The following is an 18,772-nucleotide window of genomic DNA, read 5'->3' on the forward strand; positions in this document are numbered from 1 at the left end:
TTTTCATGGCAATTTGGTGACAGAGGGCGGAACCGAAGGCGGCGGCGCAACGAAAGATACGCACGCAAAAAAGCCGGGCATATAGCCCGGCGCAACATCCTGTGGTTTGCCGAATTACGAAACCACTGATTTCGCCCGATAGGGATTAATCAGGAGCTAGTTCAAGACGCGATACCCTCTTCCACGCAGGCAATTACGGGCGATAGCCCTCTCTTCTGCATGGGCACTACCTACACCGCTGACACCGCCAATCAGCCCGCCCGCGGCGGCGGCACCGGCGGCAGCACTACTGGTATCACCAATGATCGCCCCCAGAGCACCGCCCAGGAGTGCGCCACCGGCGGCGCGGGTGAATCCTCTGCGGCCCGCGTCATTGCGCGCGGCCATTGACATGGTTTTGCAGTCCGCCAGATCCAGCTGATATTGCCGCATATTGACGCCCTGGGTATCGATTACGATATCGCCTGCGCCGTACACCTGTTCCTGCTGGCTGGCACAGCCAAAAAGCGTGGCGGCACTAAGGCCTGCAGCGGCCATAAGTCGGAATTTCATTGGCGCCCCTCTTCACATTTTGTCGCCCGTGTCCTCTTAGGTTTAGACCAGCGTGGAAGATCGCGCCACGGTGGACTGGTAGTGAATTGCTATAAGGACACATGCGCTTAGAAGAGAGTGGCAAAAGAGGACGTGGCAGAAAAGGCGGACGGGCTGCAGAGGGGACCGAAGGCCCCTCCGGGTCTTGGTAGTGAGGCTGAGGGGCTGGCGAGTCACATAATAAGTCAGCGCAAGTCCGGCAACTTTCGGCAACGGGGCTTGGCAAAGGTGAATTGCGCGGTGCTGATCGCCCTTTCCAGGAATCCTCCTTCGCAATAGCACAGATAGAAATCCCACATGTTGATAAAGCGCTGATCAAACCCCTGCGCCCGGATTTCGTCGAGATGCTCGAAGAATTTGTCGCGCCAGGATGCGAGCGTTTTTGCGTAGTCGAAGGTGATATCGTCCAGACCGACTATCTGCATATCGGTATGCTCGGCGATATTGTTTGCAACTACCTGATTGGATGGCAGGCAGCCACCGGGAAAAATGTAACGCTGGATAAAATCAACGCTGTTTTTGTAAGATTCAAAGCGCTGATCCTGGATGGTGATGGCCTGCATCACCATAATGCCGTCGTCTTTCAACAACGCACTGCAACGGCTGAAAAAGGTTTTGTAGTACTGGTGCCCTACAGCTTCGATCATCTCAATGGACACGATCTTATCGTACTGTCCTTCCAGCTCCCGGTAATCTTTCAGTAACAGGGTGATGTGGTCCTGCAACCCCTCACGCTGCACCCAGGCTTTCGCGTATTCATATTGTTCCCGGGAAATCGTGGTGGTCGTCACGCGACACCCGAAATGCTTGGCCGCGTACACCGCCATCCCCCCCCAACCGGTACCGATTTCCAGTAAGTGATCTGTGGGCTTCAGCTGCAACTTTCGGCAGATCCGCGCCATTTTGAATTGAGAGGCCTCGGTCAGGCTCGCGCTTTCTGAAGGAAAAACTGCGCTGGAATACAACATGGTGGGATCGAGAAAAAGACCAAAAAAGTCGTTTCCGAGATCATAATGCGCAGAGATATTCTTCCGGGAACCGCGCAGCGAGTTCGCATTCAGACGATGCAGCCCCTTCAAGACAAGCTTGTGCAGAACACGCCAACGGGAATCCAGATCCTGCAACAGACCAATATTCGCCACCATCACACGAATCACCTGGACAAGATCCGGAGAGTGCCAGGCCGACTCCATATAGGCTTCCCCTGAACCGATGGTGCCATTGAGCATGACCTGGGTGTACGTGGACGGATGCGTGACGTAAATATGTGCTTCAATATCGGAAAAGCCCGGCGTCTGCCCGAACTGCAAAATGTCTTCCACACCAAACTTCTCATGCACATACAGTGTGCCCACGCTGAGGGATGCCAGCTTACCGAGCACCAGCTTGCGCGCGACCTGATCACGCCATGAGATGCGCACGGTAGCAGGTGCCTGAACTTCCGTATCCGCGGTGGACAGTTGTGTAGCGGTTTGGGCAATTTCTTTCTGCATCATATTCATGCTCAGTCAATATCCCCCGGATATCTCGTCGTTGTCAGTGTGGTGCGCGCTATCTTATGTCTTGGGGTGGGCGTAAAAAGGCACACGCTTGATCAGCAGCCTGAGTGCTTCCCAGTAAATAGCGCCTACCACTTTTACGGTAAAGAGCGGGTACTGGATCAGCTTGCGCGCCAGCACAGACGCCGATATTTCTTCGCGCTGTAAAGACATGCAGGCATCGAAAACCCAATCGCCCTCCTGCTCCAGACGAATACTTACGGTCAGCCGCCGGTCCGGGGTGGTACTTCGCCAGTGGTAAGTCTGCTCAAAAGGCATGAATGGCGAAACATGCAGTGCCTTGTCAAAGGTGGCTCGCTGCACCCTGCCGCCACCTACCGGCAACACATAACCATGGCGCTCGTTCCAGGGGGTGTTGTGTACATCCACCAGCAGCGTCTCCACCTCCTCGCCTTTGGCATCGAAACAGTAATAGATACTGATGGGATTCATGTTGTAGCCAAAGTATCGCCAGTTTGCGAGAAACGCGATGGGCCCCCTGGGGCGTTCACACAAGGCGCGCTCCACGTGGTCGCGCACAGCCTGATCGAGGGGAACCCTGGGGTCGCCAAAAAAGTCCTCACGGCAGAACCTGGCCGGGGCGAACTTTGACGTCGACCAGAGCCTGGACGCGCCCAGAATCTCCGGGAGTTCATCGAGAAAGGCAAACACCATAAACCCCTTGTAGCGGAAGCCGTGTTGCCTCGGCGTGAATCGGCGATGCTGAATCCAACCGGAGTAGATACCACTTCGCATCAGAACTCGGCTCCCAGCGCCCGCGCGACACGCACGCCACTGACCACACCATCTTCATGAAACCCGTTGGCCCAGTAGGCGCCACAAAACCAGGTCCGCCTGGTACCGTTAATCTCAGGCCAACGTGCCTGAGCACCGTTGCCCTGCACTGAAAACTGGGGATGCGCATACTCGAACCTTCCAATCACTTTGTCCGGCGCAATCAGGTGGTCGGCATTCAAGGTAACGCAGTAGGTTTTTTCCGTGTCTAGCCGCTGCAGAATATTCATGTTGTAGGTGAGCGCCGGCAGCGCGGCTTCGTCACCCTGCAGACGATAATTCCAGCTTGCCCAGGCGGACTGGCGCTTTGGAAGGAGTGTCTCGTCCGTATGCAGTACTACGGAGTTCATTTCGTAGGGGATCTGCCCGAGGACTTCCATTTCATTTCTGTCCGCGTCACCGAGAATCTGCAAAGCCTGATCGGAATGGCAGGCGAATATCACCTGATCGAACACTTCAGAGCGGACCTCTCCTTCTGCAGCGCGATACTCGAGTAGGACATTGTCCGTATTCCGCAACACCCTGGTAACCGGTGTGTTGAGGCGGATACGGTCCACAAAGCCACGTGTCATCGGCTCGATATAAGACCTTGACCCTCCCTTGATCACCCACCATTGCGGCCGGTTGAACAGATTGAACAGGCCGTGGTTATAGAAAAAGCGAATGAAGAAGTCGACAGAAAAATCCAGCATCCGCGCCATACTCGCCGACCAGATCGCCGACCCCATGGGAACCAGATAGCGCGACGCGAATTCATCGGAATAGCCATTGGAAACGAGATAACTGCCTAGCGTGGTATTTTCACCGAGCGCGCCCTCTTTCCAGTCCGCTACGGCATCCCGGTTAAAGCGGACAATGTCACGTAACATCCGCCAGTGACCGCCGTCGAGTAAATTCCGGCGCTGGGCAAAAAGCGCATTGAGGTTGTTGCCGGCATACTCAAACTCTCGTTGATTGCCACAGGGCGTGGCTGGCGCGGAGACGCTGAATCCCATATCCGTGGGTTGGTTTGCGACCCCAAGCTGGTTCATCAGCTTGATGAAATTTGGGTAGGTCCAATCATTGAACACGATAAACCCGGTATCTACCGGAATTGTCTGATGACCTTCGCGAACATCGATCGTGGCCGTGTGCCCACCCAGGCGGCCATCCGCCTCGAACAGGGTAATGTCGTGCGTCTCATGCAGCAGATATGCCGCCGTCAGTCCCGAGATGCCGCTACCGATGATCGCAATACGCATTACGCTTTCCTCAGTTTTTGAATTCTTGTCATACGGGGTGCAATCAGTCTGAACCAGACTGGAGAAAAAAAGCGCAGTAGTCGTAACGGCCAGCTCAGCCGCCGGGGGAAATCAATCCTATGCCGCCCTGCTTTGACACCGGAGAGAATGCGTTCTGCGGCTTTCTCCGGTGCCATTAGAAACGGCATATCAAAATCGTTCTTTCGGGTAAGCGGTGTATCGATAAATCCCGGACGGACAAGCACCGTGCGCAGGGAGGTCAAGGAGGTGTCTGCTCGAACCGCCTGCGTGAAATAGTCAACCGCCGCTTTGGAGGCCCCGTAGGCTTCCGCACGGGGAAAGCCGATCACCGACGACAGGCTGCCGACCGCGACAAAGACGGGCGCGCGACTGCCCCCCAGCAGGGGTAGCGAAGCCCGCAGTGTGTTCACCAGACCGAAAAAGTTCGCATCAAAAACTCTGCGGTAACTGTCGATGTCCAGTGTCAGGCCTTCGTCGTACTCACAGGTCCCCGCGCAGGCGATAACCAGATCCAGCTGATCGGTTATTTCCTGTAGGTCACTGGCTGCTGAGACCATGGATTGGTCGTTGCCCACATCGCAATCCAGCACCTTTACGTGGGTGGGCGCAGCCTGCTGAATCGCCAGCAACGGGGCCCGGTTACGCCCACTGATGATCACGAAGTGACCCTCGGCAATGAGCCGCCGTACCAGCGCCTCGCCGATGCCGGAACCGGCCCCCGTCACCCAGATATTGAGTTTGCTCGACCAGGTTGCCGCGTCAGCCATTTTCGCCTCCACTATCCCCCAACCGGCCCTTTACATGGCGTATGACGGTCCCCAGCAGCGGTACCTGCTCATACACCATGGCACCGAGGTCGTATACATCCTCATGGAAAATAACCTGTGTATCCCGCGCATCGATCTGAATCAGGGAGGCGCCGCGCAGGTGCAATTGCTTTCCCCCCTGCAGCTTCGGGTGCCGATAGTGCATGACCCACCAGAGACTGTGCCAGGTACCGGCACCGACTACCCGGTCGAACTCGAAACGGCACTCGTTCAGATTTTGAGACACCCCGGCAAAATAGGCCTGCATCGCCTGCAGCCCCTTGACCTCGTGTACCGGGTCGCGGAATACGACCGACTCCGCGTAGAGGTCGGCGACCGATTTCGCGTCTACCGTCAGGAAATTGGCATAAAGCGCTTTCAGTTTTGTAACCGCTTGCGACATAACGTTGTGCTTTCCTTCGCCAGTGGGTGTCTGGTCTGGTTTACGCTGGCGCCATCGGATTGGATTAACCAGCCCTCCCCCGGTATTACTCTTTATCACCACGTATTATGAGCCGCTGTGATCCATTCCGTGGCCGCCTGCGTAACAACGACCACAGAATAACCGTCAGGCAGAAAACGGAGGCCGGTTTAGCTATCATGGCCGCAACCAAACCCAATCAGGGCGGAGCCAGCAGCGTGCAGGTAACTGACCAGAAAAGAGACGATGAATGGAGCGGCCTTCTGGTGCGCGTAGGACGCGACCGGGACCGACAGGCGTTCGAGCGCCTATTCGGTCATTTCGCACCGTTAATCCGAGGCTTTCAGTTCAGTCGTGGCGGCCAGAGTTCGGCCCCCGAAGCGGCGGATGAGCTGGTACAGGAAGTCATGTTCCGAGTATGGACCAAGGCGCCCACCTACCGACCGGAGAAGGCGGCGGCGAGTACCTGGGTATTTACCATCATGCGGAACTGTCGCATCGACGCTCTGCGCAAGAGCAGTCGTCAGCCGGCGACCGATGAAAGTCTGAACGTGGAAGATATCTGGGACGACAGTCAGGACGAGCAACCGCTGGTATTTCTGCAGCAGACGCGCAACCAGCACGCCATCGCCGCGGGACTGGAGTCACTGCCACCAGAACAGAGTCACGTTATTGAAAAGGCGTACGTGGAGGGTAAATCCCACAGCGAAATATCCGAGGAGTTGGGCCTGCCACTGGGTACCGTCAAATCCCGGGTGCGCCTTGCCCTCAAAAAACTTCAAAGCACCATTTCCAGGTAAAGAGGTCAGCCAGGGAGTATGATTCACCACCATCCCGACAACAATTTATTGCTGGAATACGCCAGCGGCAGCCTCAACTGGGCGCACAGTCTGGTGGTTGCCGCACATATTCAGCTGTGCCCGCAGTGTGCGGCTCAACTGAAATTACTCAACGGTGTTGGCGGCAACCTTCTCGCCTCAGCAACGCCGACCCCATCGCTGGTGTGCGAAGAAGGCGATGTTTTCAGCAAGCTGATGCAACGCATTGATCAACAGCCTGAAACCGCGGACACGCGATGCCCGGATTCCGATCGCGGCACTCGCCCTGTGCGGGACCCGATTTTTGCCTCGGTACCGCCTGTAGTGCGCAAGTTGCTGGCGGATAACCCGGTGCTGCAGTGGCGTCGACTGTCCAAGGGATTGAAAGAAGCACGCCTGAAAACCGGACAGAGTGAACGTGAAGTATCGTTTCATCGCATCGCGCCCGGCAGCAAAGTGGCGGAGCACGACCACCGCGGCCGCGAAATCACCATGGTGCTGTACGGCAGCTTTTCCGATGCCGATGGCGTTTATACACCGGGCGACTTTCTGGTGCGAGAGCCGGGAGAGGTTCACCGTCCAACCGCCACACAGGATCAGGAATGTCTGTGCCTATCCGTGGTGGAGGCCCCGGTGGCTCTCACGGGGCTTATCGGGAAAATCGTCAATCCATTTTTGTCCATCAAGCCTCAGTAAACTGGCCCGACATGAAAAAGCCCGGAAAAACCGTAAGGCTGTTCACTTAAGCATTGCAGCCTAAGGTGGGGCCCCGGAAAATCCGGTTTTCAGATCAGGAAACCGGATTTTTTTGTGTCTCTTCAGCAGTCTCTCTTCGATATTGATGCCCTCCAGTCCTTCTGTGACCTGAGTACCTTCACCCAGAACATTCCCGTTGAATGGGTGGATTCCGCTCTGCAGTTATCCTCGCAAGCCACTATTCGCCGCCGTCGACTTCCCGCCGATCAGGTACTCTGGCTCGTGCTGGGCATGGCCCTGTTCAGGAATGAACCGGTCTCAGAAGTTGCCCGCAGGCTCAATATCTGTGCTCAGGGGCTCGCGAACGATAGCCTGTTGGCCCCAAGCGGGGTATCAAAGGCGCGACAGCGTCTTGGTGCTAACCCCGTTCAGTGGCTATTTCAACGTACCGGGGGGCACTGGGGACATGAGCGTTACCCCGAAGATGAATGGCGAGGATTGCAAGTTCTCGCTGTCGATGGCGCGCTGTTGCGCACTCAAGATACTCCTGAGCTGCGAGATCATTTTGGCTCCGGTAACACGAGCACAAACCGGCAAACTCCGTACCCTCTTATGCGCCTGATTGCTCTAATGAACGTACGTTCACATGTACTTCTGAATGCAGAACTAAGCCCTTACCGACGCAGCGAAATACGCCTGGCCGATGAGTTTATGAATCAGGTGCCGGAAGCCTCCGTAACCCTGTTTGATAAGGGTTTTTGGAGTGCAGACCTTTTGCTGCGGTGGGCGGATCAGAACACGCAACGCCACTGGCTGATCCCCGAGCGCAAAGGCCTGGTCAGTGAGACAGTGGAGGTCTACAACAAAAATGATCGACTACTGCGAATGAAGGTCTCCCCCCAGGCTCGGAAGCGCAATCCGGCCCTTCCCGAGTACTGGGAAGTTCGAGCAGTGAGCTACAAGCATAATGGCAAAAACAAAACGGTATTTACCTCGCTACCGGCAGATACTTACGGCACTAAAGCCGTCGCGAAGCTCTACCAAGAGCGCTGGGAAATCGAAATCGGCTTCCGTGACATCAAAAGTTCCATGCAGCACAACGCCGTCACCCTACGTAGCAAGACCGTGGAACTGGTTTATCAGGAAGTGTGGGGGCTACTGTTGGCGTACAACGTGATACGTCGAGAGGCAAGCCAGGCAGCGGTCGCTCACGGGGGAAACCCAGCCAGGATACGCTTTAAGTTCGCATGCCAGTATATTGCTGCGCAGCTGATTGTCATGGCCGCGGCTCAGCCATTATCAAGGACTGGAGCGCGCTTATCGGAGCTTAGGGCGGGGATTGGGAACCTGTTTTTAGAGGACCGTCCTCGGCCTTCTAGGCCGAGGACGGTAAAGATCAGCAAAACCCGCTATCCGGTGAATCGTCGTGCTGCTCCGCTTAAGTGAACAGCATTACGGAAAAACCGGGCTTTTTCTCAGCTGACTGGTCTCAGTGTCGCTCTGTCAGCATATTGCCGATTTCAGTACCGGCACCAGAATCCGTGAAGCGTGCGCGCAACTCCCGCCAGCGCAGCAGAACTTCATCCATTTTCCGGGCTCGTACATGTCCATAGCCACGCACCTTCTGTGGCAATAAAAGTAACTCTTCAGCCTGTGCCTGATTTGCAACCGATAGCGATCCGGCCACCAGCAGCACCGTCTCCCGGACCTCCCGCGCCCAGCGACGCTCACCGCGGCGCTCCGCCGTGTACCCAAAGACATCCAGCGGTGTACCGCGCAGGACTTTCCCTTTGGCCAGCCAGGGCAGAACGCGGCGCATCCAGCCGCCCAGCGTAACTTTCCGTATTCTGCCGCTGGCATTTGGGCGGGCAAGGAATGGCGGAGCCATCAGAAACTTCAGGGTGTAATCGCCGCTAAACGTCTCACGCAACTGTTGCTGGAAGCTTTCGCTACTGTAAAGCCGCGCGACCTCGTACTCATCTTTGTACGCCATCGCCTTGAACAGGCTTTGAGCGGCTGCGCGGCTTACCGGGAAGCGGGACCCACTGATGCGAGCCTCTGCCCTGCGGAGTCTGCTCAATGCCTGCTCGAAGGCGCGCGCGTACCCCGGGCTTTGGTACTCCCGCAGTTCGGCCGACAACCGTGCGACCAACTGATCGATGGTTTCCATCGGTTCTACCATTTTCACCACTTGCGCCGGAGTCAGGATCCGGTCGATCGCGCCGGGTGTTTCCGCCAGTAACCGGCCAGCACGGAATGCCCGCAGATTATTCTCCACCGCGACCCCATTGAGGGTGACCGCCCGCTCCAGGGCAGCACCGCTCACGGGCAATACCCCCTTCTGGCAAGCGAAGCCCAAAATCATCAGGTTTGCCGCAACCGTATCGCCAAACAGGGATTCCGCGTAGCGGTTGGCATCAATCCCGAAATACGCTCCCGCGACCGAACGGATACTGTCGGCGGTGGCGTCTGCAGGAAACGCCAGGTCGTTGTCACGCACAAACGCTGCAACCGGCACCTCGGCGGTGTTCACTACCGCGTTGATTTCTCCCTCGGCGAATTTGCTGCGCTGCGCGGCAGCGGTCACCATGTCACAGCCCAGCACCAGATGCGCGGCGCCATCGCGTATCCGGGCAGTGGTGATATCAGCCGGTGTACGACCGACTTTGACATGGGCCACCACAGCACCGTTCTTCTGCGACAACCCGGTAAAGTACAAAGTGGTGCTGCCCTTGTCCTCAAGGTGTGCGGCCATACCCAAGAGCGCGGCAACCGTGAGTACTCCACTGCCGCCGATACCGGCCACGAGAATATTGACGGTCTGATCCAGTTGCGGGGCCGGCGCGGGCCGCAGATCGTTGCAGGCCGCATCAATGGCTTGCGCCAGTGTCTTCACTTCCGGCTTTTTCAGCTCGCCGCCTTCCACGCGGACAAAGCTCGGGCAGAAACCGTCTGCGCAACGCATGTCCTTGTTACAGCTGGACTGATTGACCTGCCGCTTACGCCCGAACGGTGTCTCCAGTGGTTCCACCGCAATACAGCTGGACTGCACACTGCAGTCACCACAGCCTTCGCAGACACGGTGATTGATCAACAGGCGGCGTGACGGGTCTTCCATCTGGCCTTTTTTCCGGCGGCGGCGTTTTTCTGCTGCGCATACCTGCTCGTAAATAATGGCCGTCACCCCGGCGGTATCGCGCAGTTGCCGCTGAACATCATCCAGTGCATCACGATGAAAAATCTCCAGCGCAGCGGGTAATTGCGCCCGGTGTTGCCGCCAGTGGTCCGGGTTTTCGCTCACCAGGCACACCCGCCCTACCCCTTCTGCGATCAATTGTCGCGACAACGTGGGCACGGTGACTTCCGCATCGGTCGGCTGCCCACCGGTCATGGCCACCGCGTCGTTCAGCAGAATTTTGTAAGTAATATTGATGCGACTCGCCACCGCCTGGCGGATGGCAAGCAGCCCGGAATGGTTGTAGGTACCATCCCCCATGTTCTGGAAAATGTGCTTATCCGTGGAGAACCGATGCAGGCCCACCCAGTGCGCGCCTTCCCCACCCATGTGGGAGTATGTGTCCGTGCGCAGACCTTTACCCAGTGCCATGATATGGCAGCCAATACCGGCACTGCCGATACTGCCTTCGGGCAGCTTGGTCGAAGAGTTGTGCGGGCAGCCCGCACAGAAAATCGGCTCACGGGCCAGAAGCCCAGTAGCTTTCCCCGGAACAGTGGTGCCGAGTTTTTCCGCCAGCGGCACCAGTTTTTCTGCAAGCGCGGTATCCGCCAGCCAGCGGGTAATCGCCCTGGCCACTTGATCCGGGCCAAAGCCCCAGATCGCCGGCAGCAGGTCATTGCCATCTAGGTCTTTCTTGCCGACGACTTTCGGGCGGCGGGTGTCTTCCCAGCTGTACAGGAGATTCTTGATCTGGTCTTCCACCAGAGGGCGTTTCTCTTCAACCACCAGAATCCGCTCCAACCCGTCGGCGAATTCAGACATGCCGCGGGGCTCCAGCGGCCAGCTCATGGCGATCTTGCGAATGGCAATGCCAGCCTCAACGAGATCCTGTTCACTCAGATTGAGCAGCTTCAGAGCTTCCAGCAGGTCGCCGTGGGCCTTGCCCACCGTGACAATTCCGAAGCGCCGGCAAGGCGGCTCTACCAGGTTTTTATCGAGCTTGTTGGCATAGGCGAAAGCCCGCGCCGCCGGTAACCGCTCTTCGAGCATTCGCCGCTCGTACTCCATCCGCTCCGCCGGCCAGTTCAGGTGGGGATCGTAGTTGAGGCCGTGCGCGGGCAGCGGAAAGTCCTTCGGCGGAACAAACCGCGGCAGGCCGGGTACCTCGATAGACGCACCCGCTTCCACCGTTTCCGTAATCGTTTTAAAGCCGACCCAGAGCCCCGAGAATCGCGACAGCGCGATACCGGCAAGACCAAGGGTGAGATATTCATCGATTGTTGCCGGAAACAGCAGCGGCATCATCACCGACTCAAAAATCTGGTCGGTATTGTGGGAGAACATGGACGATTCAGCGGTGTGATCATCGCCGCACAGTGCCAGAACCCCACCGTGCCTGGAGGTACCCTGAATGTTGGCCTGGCGAAAGACATCCGCACTGCGGTCAACACCGTGACCCTTGCCATACCAGATGGAAAATACCCCATCGCGGGTCGCCTGGGCACGGTAGTGATCGAGCAGCTGGGTACCCCAGATATTGGTGGCACCCAGATCCTCATTGATACCCGGCTCGAAATGGATATCGCGGTCGGCGAGCAACTGCTTGTGTCGCCATAGTGACTGGTCGTACCCTCCCAGAGGCGAGCCGCGGTAGCCAGAAATAAACCCGGCGGTATTCAGCCCCGCCTGTTCATCGACGCGTTTCTGCATCAACGGAAGCCGCACAAGCGCGTCTATACCAGTGAGAAATACGCGTCCGCTATCGCGGGTAAAGGCAGCTTTCAGCGAGTATTCGCTATCAAAGCCCAGTTCCTGATCGCTTTCAACCATCGCCATCGTGGGGTACCTTCGCTGTTCTGTCGGTTACATCGACCGCCGCGCCGGTCACATTCGATGGGACCGCGCCGTTTATTGTTTCCCGTAAACTATCACCGGGAATACGGGCAGGTCATACCAAAATCACCACTTTTACGCTTTCAGACAGCCACAAATCACCACATACGATCAAATTTCTGCAATAATTGGGCCCTGAGACCAACCGAGACTGTCAGGTACCACCATGGCCTATTTACTGGATGCCATTGATAAGCACATTCTGGAGATCCTCCAGGAAGACGCCACCATCCCCAATATCGAGCTGGCAGAAAAAGTGTGCCTTTCCCCCTCGCCCTGCTCACGCCGGGTAAAAAACCTCCACGAACAGGGGTTTATCAAGCGCGCAGTGACGCTGCTGGAGCCGGATAAAGTCGGCTTGCCGGTCAGTGTATTTATCCAGGTGACCCTGAATCACCAGGTCAAAAAAGAGCTGCAGGATTTTGAGTCGACCATCGGACAGTGGCCGGAGGTGATGGAGTGCTACCTGATGACCGGTGATTTCGACTACCTGCTCCGAGTGGTGGTACCGAACCTGCACGCCTACCAGGAATTTCTGGACAAGAAACTGACGGAGCTACCCGGTATTGACCATATCAAAAGCAGCTTCTCTCTGAAGCAGGTCCGGTATCGCACCGAACTGCCCCTGGACCAGCTACTCGAAAAATAAGCCATAAAAAAAGGCCGCGATGCAATCACATCGCGGCCTTTTCCATTGCTGCCCGGAGGATTAATTTCCCGCAGCCGTTGTCGCCCCACTTTGTTTGTCACTATCTGAACCGGTAATCGGGAAGCCCCGATCACGCATCAGTGGCTCGATACCAGCATCACGACCACGGAAAAGCCGGTAAGCTTCTGCCGGGTCAATGGCGTTGCGCGGCGCAAACAGGTACTTCACCAACTTCGCCGCGACGTCCTTATCGTAAAAACCACCATCGGCCTCGGCAAAGGCTTCAGAGGCATCAGAGGTCAGCACATCTGCCCACATGTAGCCGTAGTACCCCGCTGAGTAACCTTCACCAGAAAAGATATGCCCGAAGTGCGGTGTGCGGTGGCGCATCACCAATTCAGACGGCATACCCAGTGCCTCGAGCGTTTCCCGTTCAAACTTGTCCGGATCAATGCCCTTCGGGTCGGTGGTGTGCAACTTCATATCGACCAGCGCAGAAGCCAGATATTCGGTGGTTGCGAAACCCTGATTAAAATTCGCCGCCTGTTTGATCTTGGCAACCAGCTCGGCTGGAATCGGCTCACCGGTTTTATAGTGCACCAGATAATTGTCGATGATGGGATCAGTGCTCAACCAACGCTCCAGCAGCTGTGACTGGAACTCCGTGTAATCCCGCACACCGCCATTGAGCGTGGGGTAGCTTACGTTGGACGCAAGGAAGTGTAGCGCGTGACCGAACTCGTGGAAAAAGGTTTCCGCGTCGTCCCAGCCAACAAGTACAGGCTCGCCCGGCGCACCCTTGATAAAGTTGGAGTTGTTGGATGCCAGTACGGTTTCTTTACCATCGAAGGTGGTGTGATCCCGGTACATACTCGCCCAGGCGCCAGAGCGCTTGCCGGTGCGCGCGAACGGGTCCAGATACCACAGGCCGATATGTTCGCCGGTGGTCTTATCGGTGACTTCCCATACGTTCACATCTTCGTGGAATACCGGCACGGTGCCCTCTTCCACTGGGGTAAACGCAAAATTGAACAGTTCACCGGCAACAAAGAACATACCCTCGCGCAACTTATCCAGTTGCAGGTACTGCTTCACCTCATCGGAATTCAGATCGTACTTCGCCTTGCGGACCTTTTCGGCATAAAAGCGGTAATCCCACGGCTGAATCTTGATACCGGCGTTCTCCGCATCGGCAACCGCCTGCATATCCGCCACTTCTTCATGCACGCGGGCAACCGCTGCAGGCCACACCGCTTCCATCAGGTCGATGGCATTTTGCGGATTTTTCGCCATTCGGTTTTGCAGCCGCCATTCCGCGTAGTTGTCGAATCCGAGCAGCGCTACACGCTCATCACGCAGTTGCAGGATTTCCGCGATGATCGCATTATTGTCGTGCTCATCGCCGTTATCGCCGCGACTGTAATAATTGGTCCAGACCTTTTCGCGCAGTGCACGATCTTCCGAATAAGTGAGGAACGGATCCATGGAAGAGCGTGTATTCTTGATCGCATACTTGCCCTTCTGGCCTTTTTCCTCCGCCATGGAAGCTGCAGCTTTGACGAAGGATTCGGGCAAGCCGGCGAGCTGGTCTTCCGTCAGGAAAAGATCGTAGCCTTCCTCATCAGCCAGCACGTTGTTGGCGAACCGGGTGTGCAGCTCGGCGAGGCGGGTATTGATTTCCGCGTAGCGCTTTTTCGCGTCCCCGGAGAGGGTGGCGCCGTTGGTGGCAAACTCATCGTATACCAGCTCAACCACGCGTTTCTGCTCTGCGTTCAGATCAGAGGTATCGCGCGCGTCAAACACCGCCTTCACACGCTGAAACAGCTTGTCGTTCTGTATGATCTTTGAATTGAATGCAGAAAGCTTCGGTGCCATCTCCGCTTGCACGGCGCGGAACTCCGGGGTGGACATGTTACTGCTCCAGATACCCCAGTAGGTAAATACCCGGCTCAGCGCTTTGCCGCTGCGTTCCATGGCCTCGATGGTATTGGCAAACGTCGGTGCTTCCGGGTTATTGGCAATCTTTTCAATTTCCGCCAGATTCTGTGCCATGCCGTATTCCAGCGCGGGCTTCAGGTCCTCGATCTTCATCTTGTCGAACGCCGGCACCCCGCCGTAGGGGCCGGTCCACTCCGCCAGTAACGAATTATTACTGACGACGTCCGCAACCACATCCGTCGAGGCACTCGCCTGCTCTGATGGATTGGCGGATACCGCCTGCTCGGACTCTTTGCTGCACCCCGCTACCGCAGCCAGGGCAGCGGTAATGGATATGGCGATCAACGTTTGACGCATCGACTCGATCCTCGTATCTATATGGTGATCTGAAATTTGTTATTAGATTTCGGTGTGACCGAGTGTACCCCGCGTTTTTAGATGTATCTACGATGGCACCACATGCTACCGATTCCCGTCGGCTCAGCATAAAAATGGCAGCACAATCCCCCATTGCTGACCAACATTTCGGTCAGTTCCACTGCGCCAGGGATACTTGATTAATTGATAACGACTTATTACGTGTATTCTTTTAACTCTAAGCAGAGGTATACATTGGGGCCGCAGTCAGCCGCTGGGCACGGATGCTCGAGATTGGCGGGAGAGTTGAATTTTGGGGTGCGGGTGGAAGGCGGGCAGCCTACCCGCGAAGGGAAAGAATACGGGGCTTGCGCCCCTCAGATTCTACGGTCTTCGACGATATCACCTACGGCCAGCAGCTCCTGGTCATGGCTCACTTCCCGCCAGGGCTCGCGGATGGCGTCACGCAGCCACGCCTGCATTGCGGGCAGCTCGCGCATATGCGCGGCATATGCCATGGCATCCTCACCCAATGTCAGCTGGTAACCAAACAGGCGGAAGACCACCGGGGCAAAAAATGCATCCACCGCGGTAAATTGATCACCGGCCAGGAAGGGGCCGTCAAAACGTTCCAGCCCCTGACGCCACAATTCTTCCAGACGGGTGAGGTCTTTCTGCAGGGCGCTATCGATCTGGTGCAGGGATACGGTTACACCGCAGTTCATACTGCATTGATTACGCAAGGCAAAAAAGCCCGCATGCATTTCTGCAGCCGCGCACCGGGCCCAGGCCCGGGCCGCTTTATCCGCAGGCCACACCGATGGGTGGGACTCGTAAAGGTATTCTGTAATCGCCAGAGAATCCCATACAGTGACGTCGCCATCTACCAGACAGGGCACCAGGCCGGTGGGAGAAAAGGCACGAAACTTGTCCCAACTCCCACCCTCATCAAAAGGCACCAGAACTTCCTCAAAGGGAATCTGCAGCTGTGTTGCCAGCAACCACGGCCGCAGAGACCAGGACGAATAGTTTTTGTTGCCGATATAAAGCTGCATCAATCTAGTTCCTTTTCCCTTGATCGTTCTCGTGCCCTTCCCTGCTCCTCAGCGGTGCCGGATTCACGCCTTCCCGTTTCGACCGTCCCGCAGCATTTCGGAAATGCAGAAAGCCAGCTCAAGCACCTGGTCGGCGTTCAACCGCGGATCACATTGAGTGCGATAGCAGCTGGCCAGATCCGCCTCAGAAATATCCCAGGCACCGCCGGTACACTCGGTCACATGCTGGCCGGTCATCTCCAGGTGGATACCACCAGGATGCGTACCCTCGGCACGATGCACTGCAAAGAAATCGCGGATTTCCCGCAGGATATTGTCGAAATTACGCGTCTTGAAACCACTGGAGGCCTTCTCGGTATTGCCGTGCATCGGGTCGGTACTCCACACGACAGAGCGCCCCTCCTTCTCCACGGCCCGCACCAGCGCCGGAAGCTTGTCACCCAGCGTGTCCGCCCCCATGCGGGTGATCAGCGTCAGTCGTCCCGGTTCATTATTCGGGTTCAGGCGATCGATCAGCTGAATCAGCTCATCGGTGGCCATATTCGGTCCCACTTTCACCCCAATTGGATTCCAGACGCCGGACAGGAATTCCACGTGGGCCGCGTCCAGCTGGCGGGTGCGCTCACCGATCCACAGCATGTGTGCCGAGCAGTCGTACCATTTGCCGGTCAGGCTGTCGGTGCGTGTAAGTGCCTGCTCGTAATTGAGCAACAGCGCCTCGTGCGAGGTGTACAGGGTAGTCTCGCGAATCGCCGGCGTATTTGCCGAGTTCACACCGCATACTGCCATAAACTCCAGAGCGTCCTGCAGGCGCTCTGCCAGTTGCAGGTAGCGATCGCGCTGGGGATTGTTTTCCAGGTAGCTCAGATTCCAGGCGTGCACCTGGTGCAGATCCGCGAGGCCGCCCTGCGCGAAAGCGCGCAGCAAATTCAGCGTCGCAGCAGACTGGTTGTAGGCGGTCAGCATCCGCTGGGGATCCGGTACCCGCGCCTGCTCGGTGAAGTCGATACCATTGATGATATCGCCCCGATAGCTGGGTAACTCAATCCCACCAACCGTTTCAGTATCAGCGGAGCGCGGCTTGGCATACTGCCCCGCCATACGCGCGACTTTCACCACCGGCAGGTTGCCGGCAAAGGTCAGCACGACCGCCATCTGCAGCAGCACTTTGAAAGTGTCACGAATACGATTGGCATTGAAATCCGCAAAAGACTCGGCGCAATCACCGCCCTGCAGCAAAAATGCCTTGCCTTCGGCGACGTCGGCCAACTGCCGGCGAAGCTCCCGGGCCTCTTCCGCAAACACCAGCGGCGGATACCCCGCCAACTGAGCCTCAACCGCCTGTACATCGCGTTGTGACTGATATTTTGGCTGCTGGTGCGCGGTACGCTGGCGCCAGCTGGCAGGGTCCCAGGGTTTTGCCAGTGATTCGCTCTGGGACTTCGACTCCTGTGATTCGGACACGGTGGCTTCTACCTCAACTTCCATTTTCGGCTAACTCTTAAATCGATGAATGTACCCTGTGATCAGGACTCTAACACTTCAGCAACGGACTCACAGAAATACGACATATTACTCTGGCTCAGACCCGCAATACTGATACGGCTGGAATCTACCATATAAATAGAATAATCCTGTTGCAGCTTCTGAACCTGTTCTGGAGTAATGCCGAGAAATGAGAACATGCCCTTCTGCTGCTGAATAAAGTGGAAGTCCCCCACCGCACCGGCTTTCTCCAGACTGTCCACCAGTCCTGAGCGCAGGCTGTTGATACGCTCGCGCATTTCCGTCAGCTCCGCCTCCCAGTTTGCCCGCAGGCCGGCATCCGTCAGGATGGATTCAACGATGGCGCCGCCGTGGTTGGGCGGCATGGAATAGTTGCCCCGCACGACATTCAACATCTGGCTTTGGCCGCGGTCCGCGGCGTCTGCGTCACGGTAGATGGCCATGGCCATCCCCACACGTTCGCGATACAGGCCAAAGTTTTTCGAGCAGGAGGCAGCGACCAGCATTTCCGGTACCGACTCCGCCATCAGCCGCAGCCCGTAAGCATCGGCATCCAGACTGTCGCCGAAACCCTGGTACGCCATATCGATAAACGGGGTAAACCCCTGTCTCTGGGCCATTTCTGCCAGAACCTGCCACTGTTCGCGGCTCAGGTCAGCACCACAAGGGTTGTGGCAGCAGGCGTGAAAAAGAACCAGCTCCCCCTCCCCGACGTTCTTCAGGGTTTCCACCATTTCATCGAACTTGAGGCTGCTGGTGGCGCGATCGTAATACGGGTAGCTCTTGATCTGTAGGCCGGCATTTCCCAGCAGCGGAACGTGATTCGCCCAGGTGGGGTCGCTCACCCAGATGGTGGCGTGCTCTTTGGCTCGATTGGCGAACTCCGCCAGGACGCGCAGTGCGCCGCAGCCGCCGGGCGTCTGCGCGGAGCGCACACGGTTGCCAACCAGAGCCGGGTGCCCTGCACCGAGCACCAGTTCCTGCATGGCGCTATTGAAACCGGGCGTGCCCGCCGGGCCGACATAGGCTTTGGTCTCTTCACTGCGCAGCAGGCGGGTTTCCGCTTCCTTCACCGCCTGTAATACCGGCGTGTGGCCCGCTTCATCTTTATAGACACCCACCCCCAGATCAATCTTGCGCGGGTTATCGTCGGCACGATAGGTGGCCAGCAGGCCGAGAATGGGGTCCGCAGGCAGGCTGCTCAGGTGGTCAAACATGGTCACTCCTGAAATTTGCGGCCGGTGTACGCACAACCGTACACCGACAAGT

The 18,772-nt window shown here is 57.0% G+C and carries 15 protein-coding genes; 4 read left to right on the forward strand and 11 right to left on the reverse strand.

What is annotated here, in order from left to right:
* Positions 1-156: 156 nt before the first annotated feature.
* From LRR79_RS12495 to LRR79_RS12520, 6 genes are all read right to left on the reverse strand, one after another.
* Positions 157-552: a glycine zipper family protein gene (locus LRR79_RS12495; protein ID WP_231757534.1), complete on the reverse strand. Its 396-nt coding sequence runs from the start codon at positions 550-552 to the stop codon at positions 157-159.
* Positions 553-776: 224 nt separating this feature from the next.
* Complete coding sequence (locus LRR79_RS12500) at positions 777-2,093, reverse strand: SAM-dependent methyltransferase (RefSeq protein WP_231757535.1); 1,317 nt, start codon at positions 2,091-2,093, stop codon at positions 777-779.
* A 54-nt stretch (positions 2,094-2,147) separates the two neighbouring features.
* Positions 2,148-2,885 carry a DUF1365 domain-containing protein gene (locus tag LRR79_RS12505; RefSeq protein WP_231757536.1) on the reverse strand — a complete coding sequence of 246 codons (738 nt, stop codon included), beginning with the start codon at positions 2,883-2,885 and terminating at the stop codon, positions 2,148-2,150.
* The gene (locus LRR79_RS12510) at positions 2,885-4,165 is read right to left on the reverse strand and encodes an NAD(P)/FAD-dependent oxidoreductase (RefSeq protein ID WP_231757537.1); all 1,281 of its coding nucleotides are present in this window, start codon (positions 4,163-4,165) and stop codon (positions 2,885-2,887) included. Before LRR79_RS12510 ends, LRR79_RS12505 begins: the two co-directional genes overlap by 1 nt.
* Positions 4,165-4,953, reverse strand: coding sequence for an SDR family NAD(P)-dependent oxidoreductase (locus LRR79_RS12515; protein ID WP_231757538.1), 789 nt, complete (start codon positions 4,951-4,953; stop codon positions 4,165-4,167). Before LRR79_RS12515 ends, LRR79_RS12510 begins: the two co-directional genes overlap by 1 nt.
* On the reverse strand, positions 4,946-5,395 hold the full coding sequence (locus tag LRR79_RS12520) for a nuclear transport factor 2 family protein (protein ID WP_231757539.1): 450 nt from the start codon (positions 5,393-5,395) through the stop codon (positions 4,946-4,948). The genes LRR79_RS12515 and LRR79_RS12520 overlap by 8 nt, the downstream gene beginning before the upstream one ends.
* A gap of 197 nt (positions 5,396-5,592) precedes the next feature.
* On the opposite strand from LRR79_RS12520, the gene LRR79_RS12525 reads away from it, so the two are divergent.
* From LRR79_RS12525 to LRR79_RS12535, 3 genes are all read left to right on the forward strand, one after another.
* On the forward strand, positions 5,593-6,213 hold the full coding sequence (locus tag LRR79_RS12525; protein WP_231757540.1) for a sigma-70 family RNA polymerase sigma factor: 621 nt from the start codon (positions 5,593-5,595) through the stop codon (positions 6,211-6,213).
* Positions 6,214-6,231: 18 nt separating this feature from the next.
* Positions 6,232-6,927, forward strand: coding sequence for a ChrR family anti-sigma-E factor (locus LRR79_RS12530; protein ID WP_231757541.1), 696 nt, complete (start codon positions 6,232-6,234; stop codon positions 6,925-6,927).
* 141 nt (positions 6,928-7,068) lie between these two features.
* Positions 7,069-8,373, forward strand: a complete 1,305-nt coding sequence (locus LRR79_RS12535) for an IS4 family transposase (protein ID WP_407665250.1) — start codon at positions 7,069-7,071, stop codon at positions 8,371-8,373.
* A 43-nt stretch (positions 8,374-8,416) separates the two neighbouring features.
* Here LRR79_RS12535 and LRR79_RS12540 read toward each other — a convergent pair whose 3' ends face one another.
* Positions 8,417-11,941 carry an indolepyruvate ferredoxin oxidoreductase family protein gene (locus LRR79_RS12540; protein ID WP_231757543.1) on the reverse strand — a complete coding sequence of 1,175 codons (3,525 nt, stop codon included), beginning with the start codon at positions 11,939-11,941 and terminating at the stop codon, positions 8,417-8,419.
* Positions 11,942-12,164: 223 nt separating this feature from the next.
* Here LRR79_RS12540 and LRR79_RS12545 point away from each other — a divergent pair, with 223 nt between their 5' ends.
* Positions 12,165-12,647, forward strand: a complete 483-nt coding sequence (locus LRR79_RS12545) for an Lrp/AsnC family transcriptional regulator (RefSeq protein ID WP_231757544.1) — start codon at positions 12,165-12,167, stop codon at positions 12,645-12,647.
* A 60-nt stretch (positions 12,648-12,707) separates the two neighbouring features.
* On the opposite strand, the gene LRR79_RS12550 is transcribed toward LRR79_RS12545, so the two are convergent.
* From LRR79_RS12550 to LRR79_RS12565, 4 genes are all read right to left on the reverse strand, one after another.
* On the reverse strand, positions 12,708-14,942 hold the full coding sequence (locus LRR79_RS12550) for a M3 family metallopeptidase (protein WP_231757545.1): 2,235 nt from the start codon (positions 14,940-14,942) through the stop codon (positions 12,708-12,710).
* A 377-nt stretch (positions 14,943-15,319) separates the two neighbouring features.
* On the reverse strand, positions 15,320-15,997 hold the full coding sequence (locus tag LRR79_RS12555; RefSeq protein ID WP_231757546.1) for a glutathione S-transferase family protein: 678 nt from the start codon (positions 15,995-15,997) through the stop codon (positions 15,320-15,322).
* Positions 15,998-16,060: 63 nt separating this feature from the next.
* Positions 16,061-17,485, reverse strand: coding sequence for a class II 3-deoxy-7-phosphoheptulonate synthase (locus tag LRR79_RS12560; protein WP_231757547.1), 1,425 nt, complete (start codon positions 17,483-17,485; stop codon positions 16,061-16,063).
* Positions 17,486-17,523: 38 nt separating this feature from the next.
* Positions 17,524-18,720, reverse strand: a complete 1,197-nt coding sequence (locus LRR79_RS12565) for an amino acid aminotransferase (RefSeq protein ID WP_231757548.1) — start codon at positions 18,718-18,720, stop codon at positions 17,524-17,526.
* Positions 18,721-18,772 lie beyond the last annotated feature (52 nt).

Source organism: Microbulbifer elongatus (assembly GCF_021165935.1).
GTDB lineage: Bacteria > Pseudomonadota > Gammaproteobacteria > Pseudomonadales > Cellvibrionaceae > Microbulbifer > Microbulbifer elongatus.

Bases quoted from the DNA above. Each gene is read 5' to 3' on its own strand.
- LRR79_RS12495 (WP_231757534.1), bottom strand. From the start codon at position 552: ATGAAATTCCGACTTATGGCCGCTGCAGGCCTTAGTGCCGCCACGCTT.
- LRR79_RS12500 (WP_231757535.1), bottom strand. From the start codon at position 2,093: ATGAATATGATGCAGAAAGAAATTGCCCAAACCGCTACACAACTGTCC.
- LRR79_RS12505 (WP_231757536.1), bottom strand. From the start codon at position 2,885: ATGCGAAGTGGTATCTACTCCGGTTGGATTCAGCATCGCCGATTCACG.
- LRR79_RS12510 (WP_231757537.1), bottom strand. From the start codon at position 4,165: ATGCGTATTGCGATCATCGGTAGCGGCATCTCGGGACTGACGGCGGCA.
- LRR79_RS12515 (WP_231757538.1), bottom strand. From the start codon at position 4,953: ATGGCTGACGCGGCAACCTGGTCGAGCAAACTCAATATCTGGGTGACG.
- LRR79_RS12520 (WP_231757539.1), bottom strand. From the start codon at position 5,395: ATGTCGCAAGCGGTTACAAAACTGAAAGCGCTTTATGCCAATTTCCTG.
- LRR79_RS12525 (WP_231757540.1), top strand. From the start codon at position 5,593: ATGGCCGCAACCAAACCCAATCAGGGCGGAGCCAGCAGCGTGCAGGTA.
- LRR79_RS12530 (WP_231757541.1), top strand. From the start codon at position 6,232: ATGATTCACCACCATCCCGACAACAATTTATTGCTGGAATACGCCAGC.
- LRR79_RS12540 (WP_231757543.1), bottom strand. From the start codon at position 11,941: ATGGCGATGGTTGAAAGCGATCAGGAACTGGGCTTTGATAGCGAATAC.
- LRR79_RS12545 (WP_231757544.1), top strand. From the start codon at position 12,165: ATGGCCTATTTACTGGATGCCATTGATAAGCACATTCTGGAGATCCTC.
- LRR79_RS12550 (WP_231757545.1), bottom strand. From the start codon at position 14,942: ATGCGTCAAACGTTGATCGCCATATCCATTACCGCTGCCCTGGCTGCG.
- LRR79_RS12555 (WP_231757546.1), bottom strand. From the start codon at position 15,997: ATGCAGCTTTATATCGGCAACAAAAACTATTCGTCCTGGTCTCTGCGG.
- LRR79_RS12560 (WP_231757547.1), bottom strand. From the start codon at position 17,485: ATGGAAGTTGAGGTAGAAGCCACCGTGTCCGAATCACAGGAGTCGAAG.
- LRR79_RS12565 (WP_231757548.1), bottom strand. From the start codon at position 18,720: ATGTTTGACCACCTGAGCAGCCTGCCTGCGGACCCCATTCTCGGCCTG.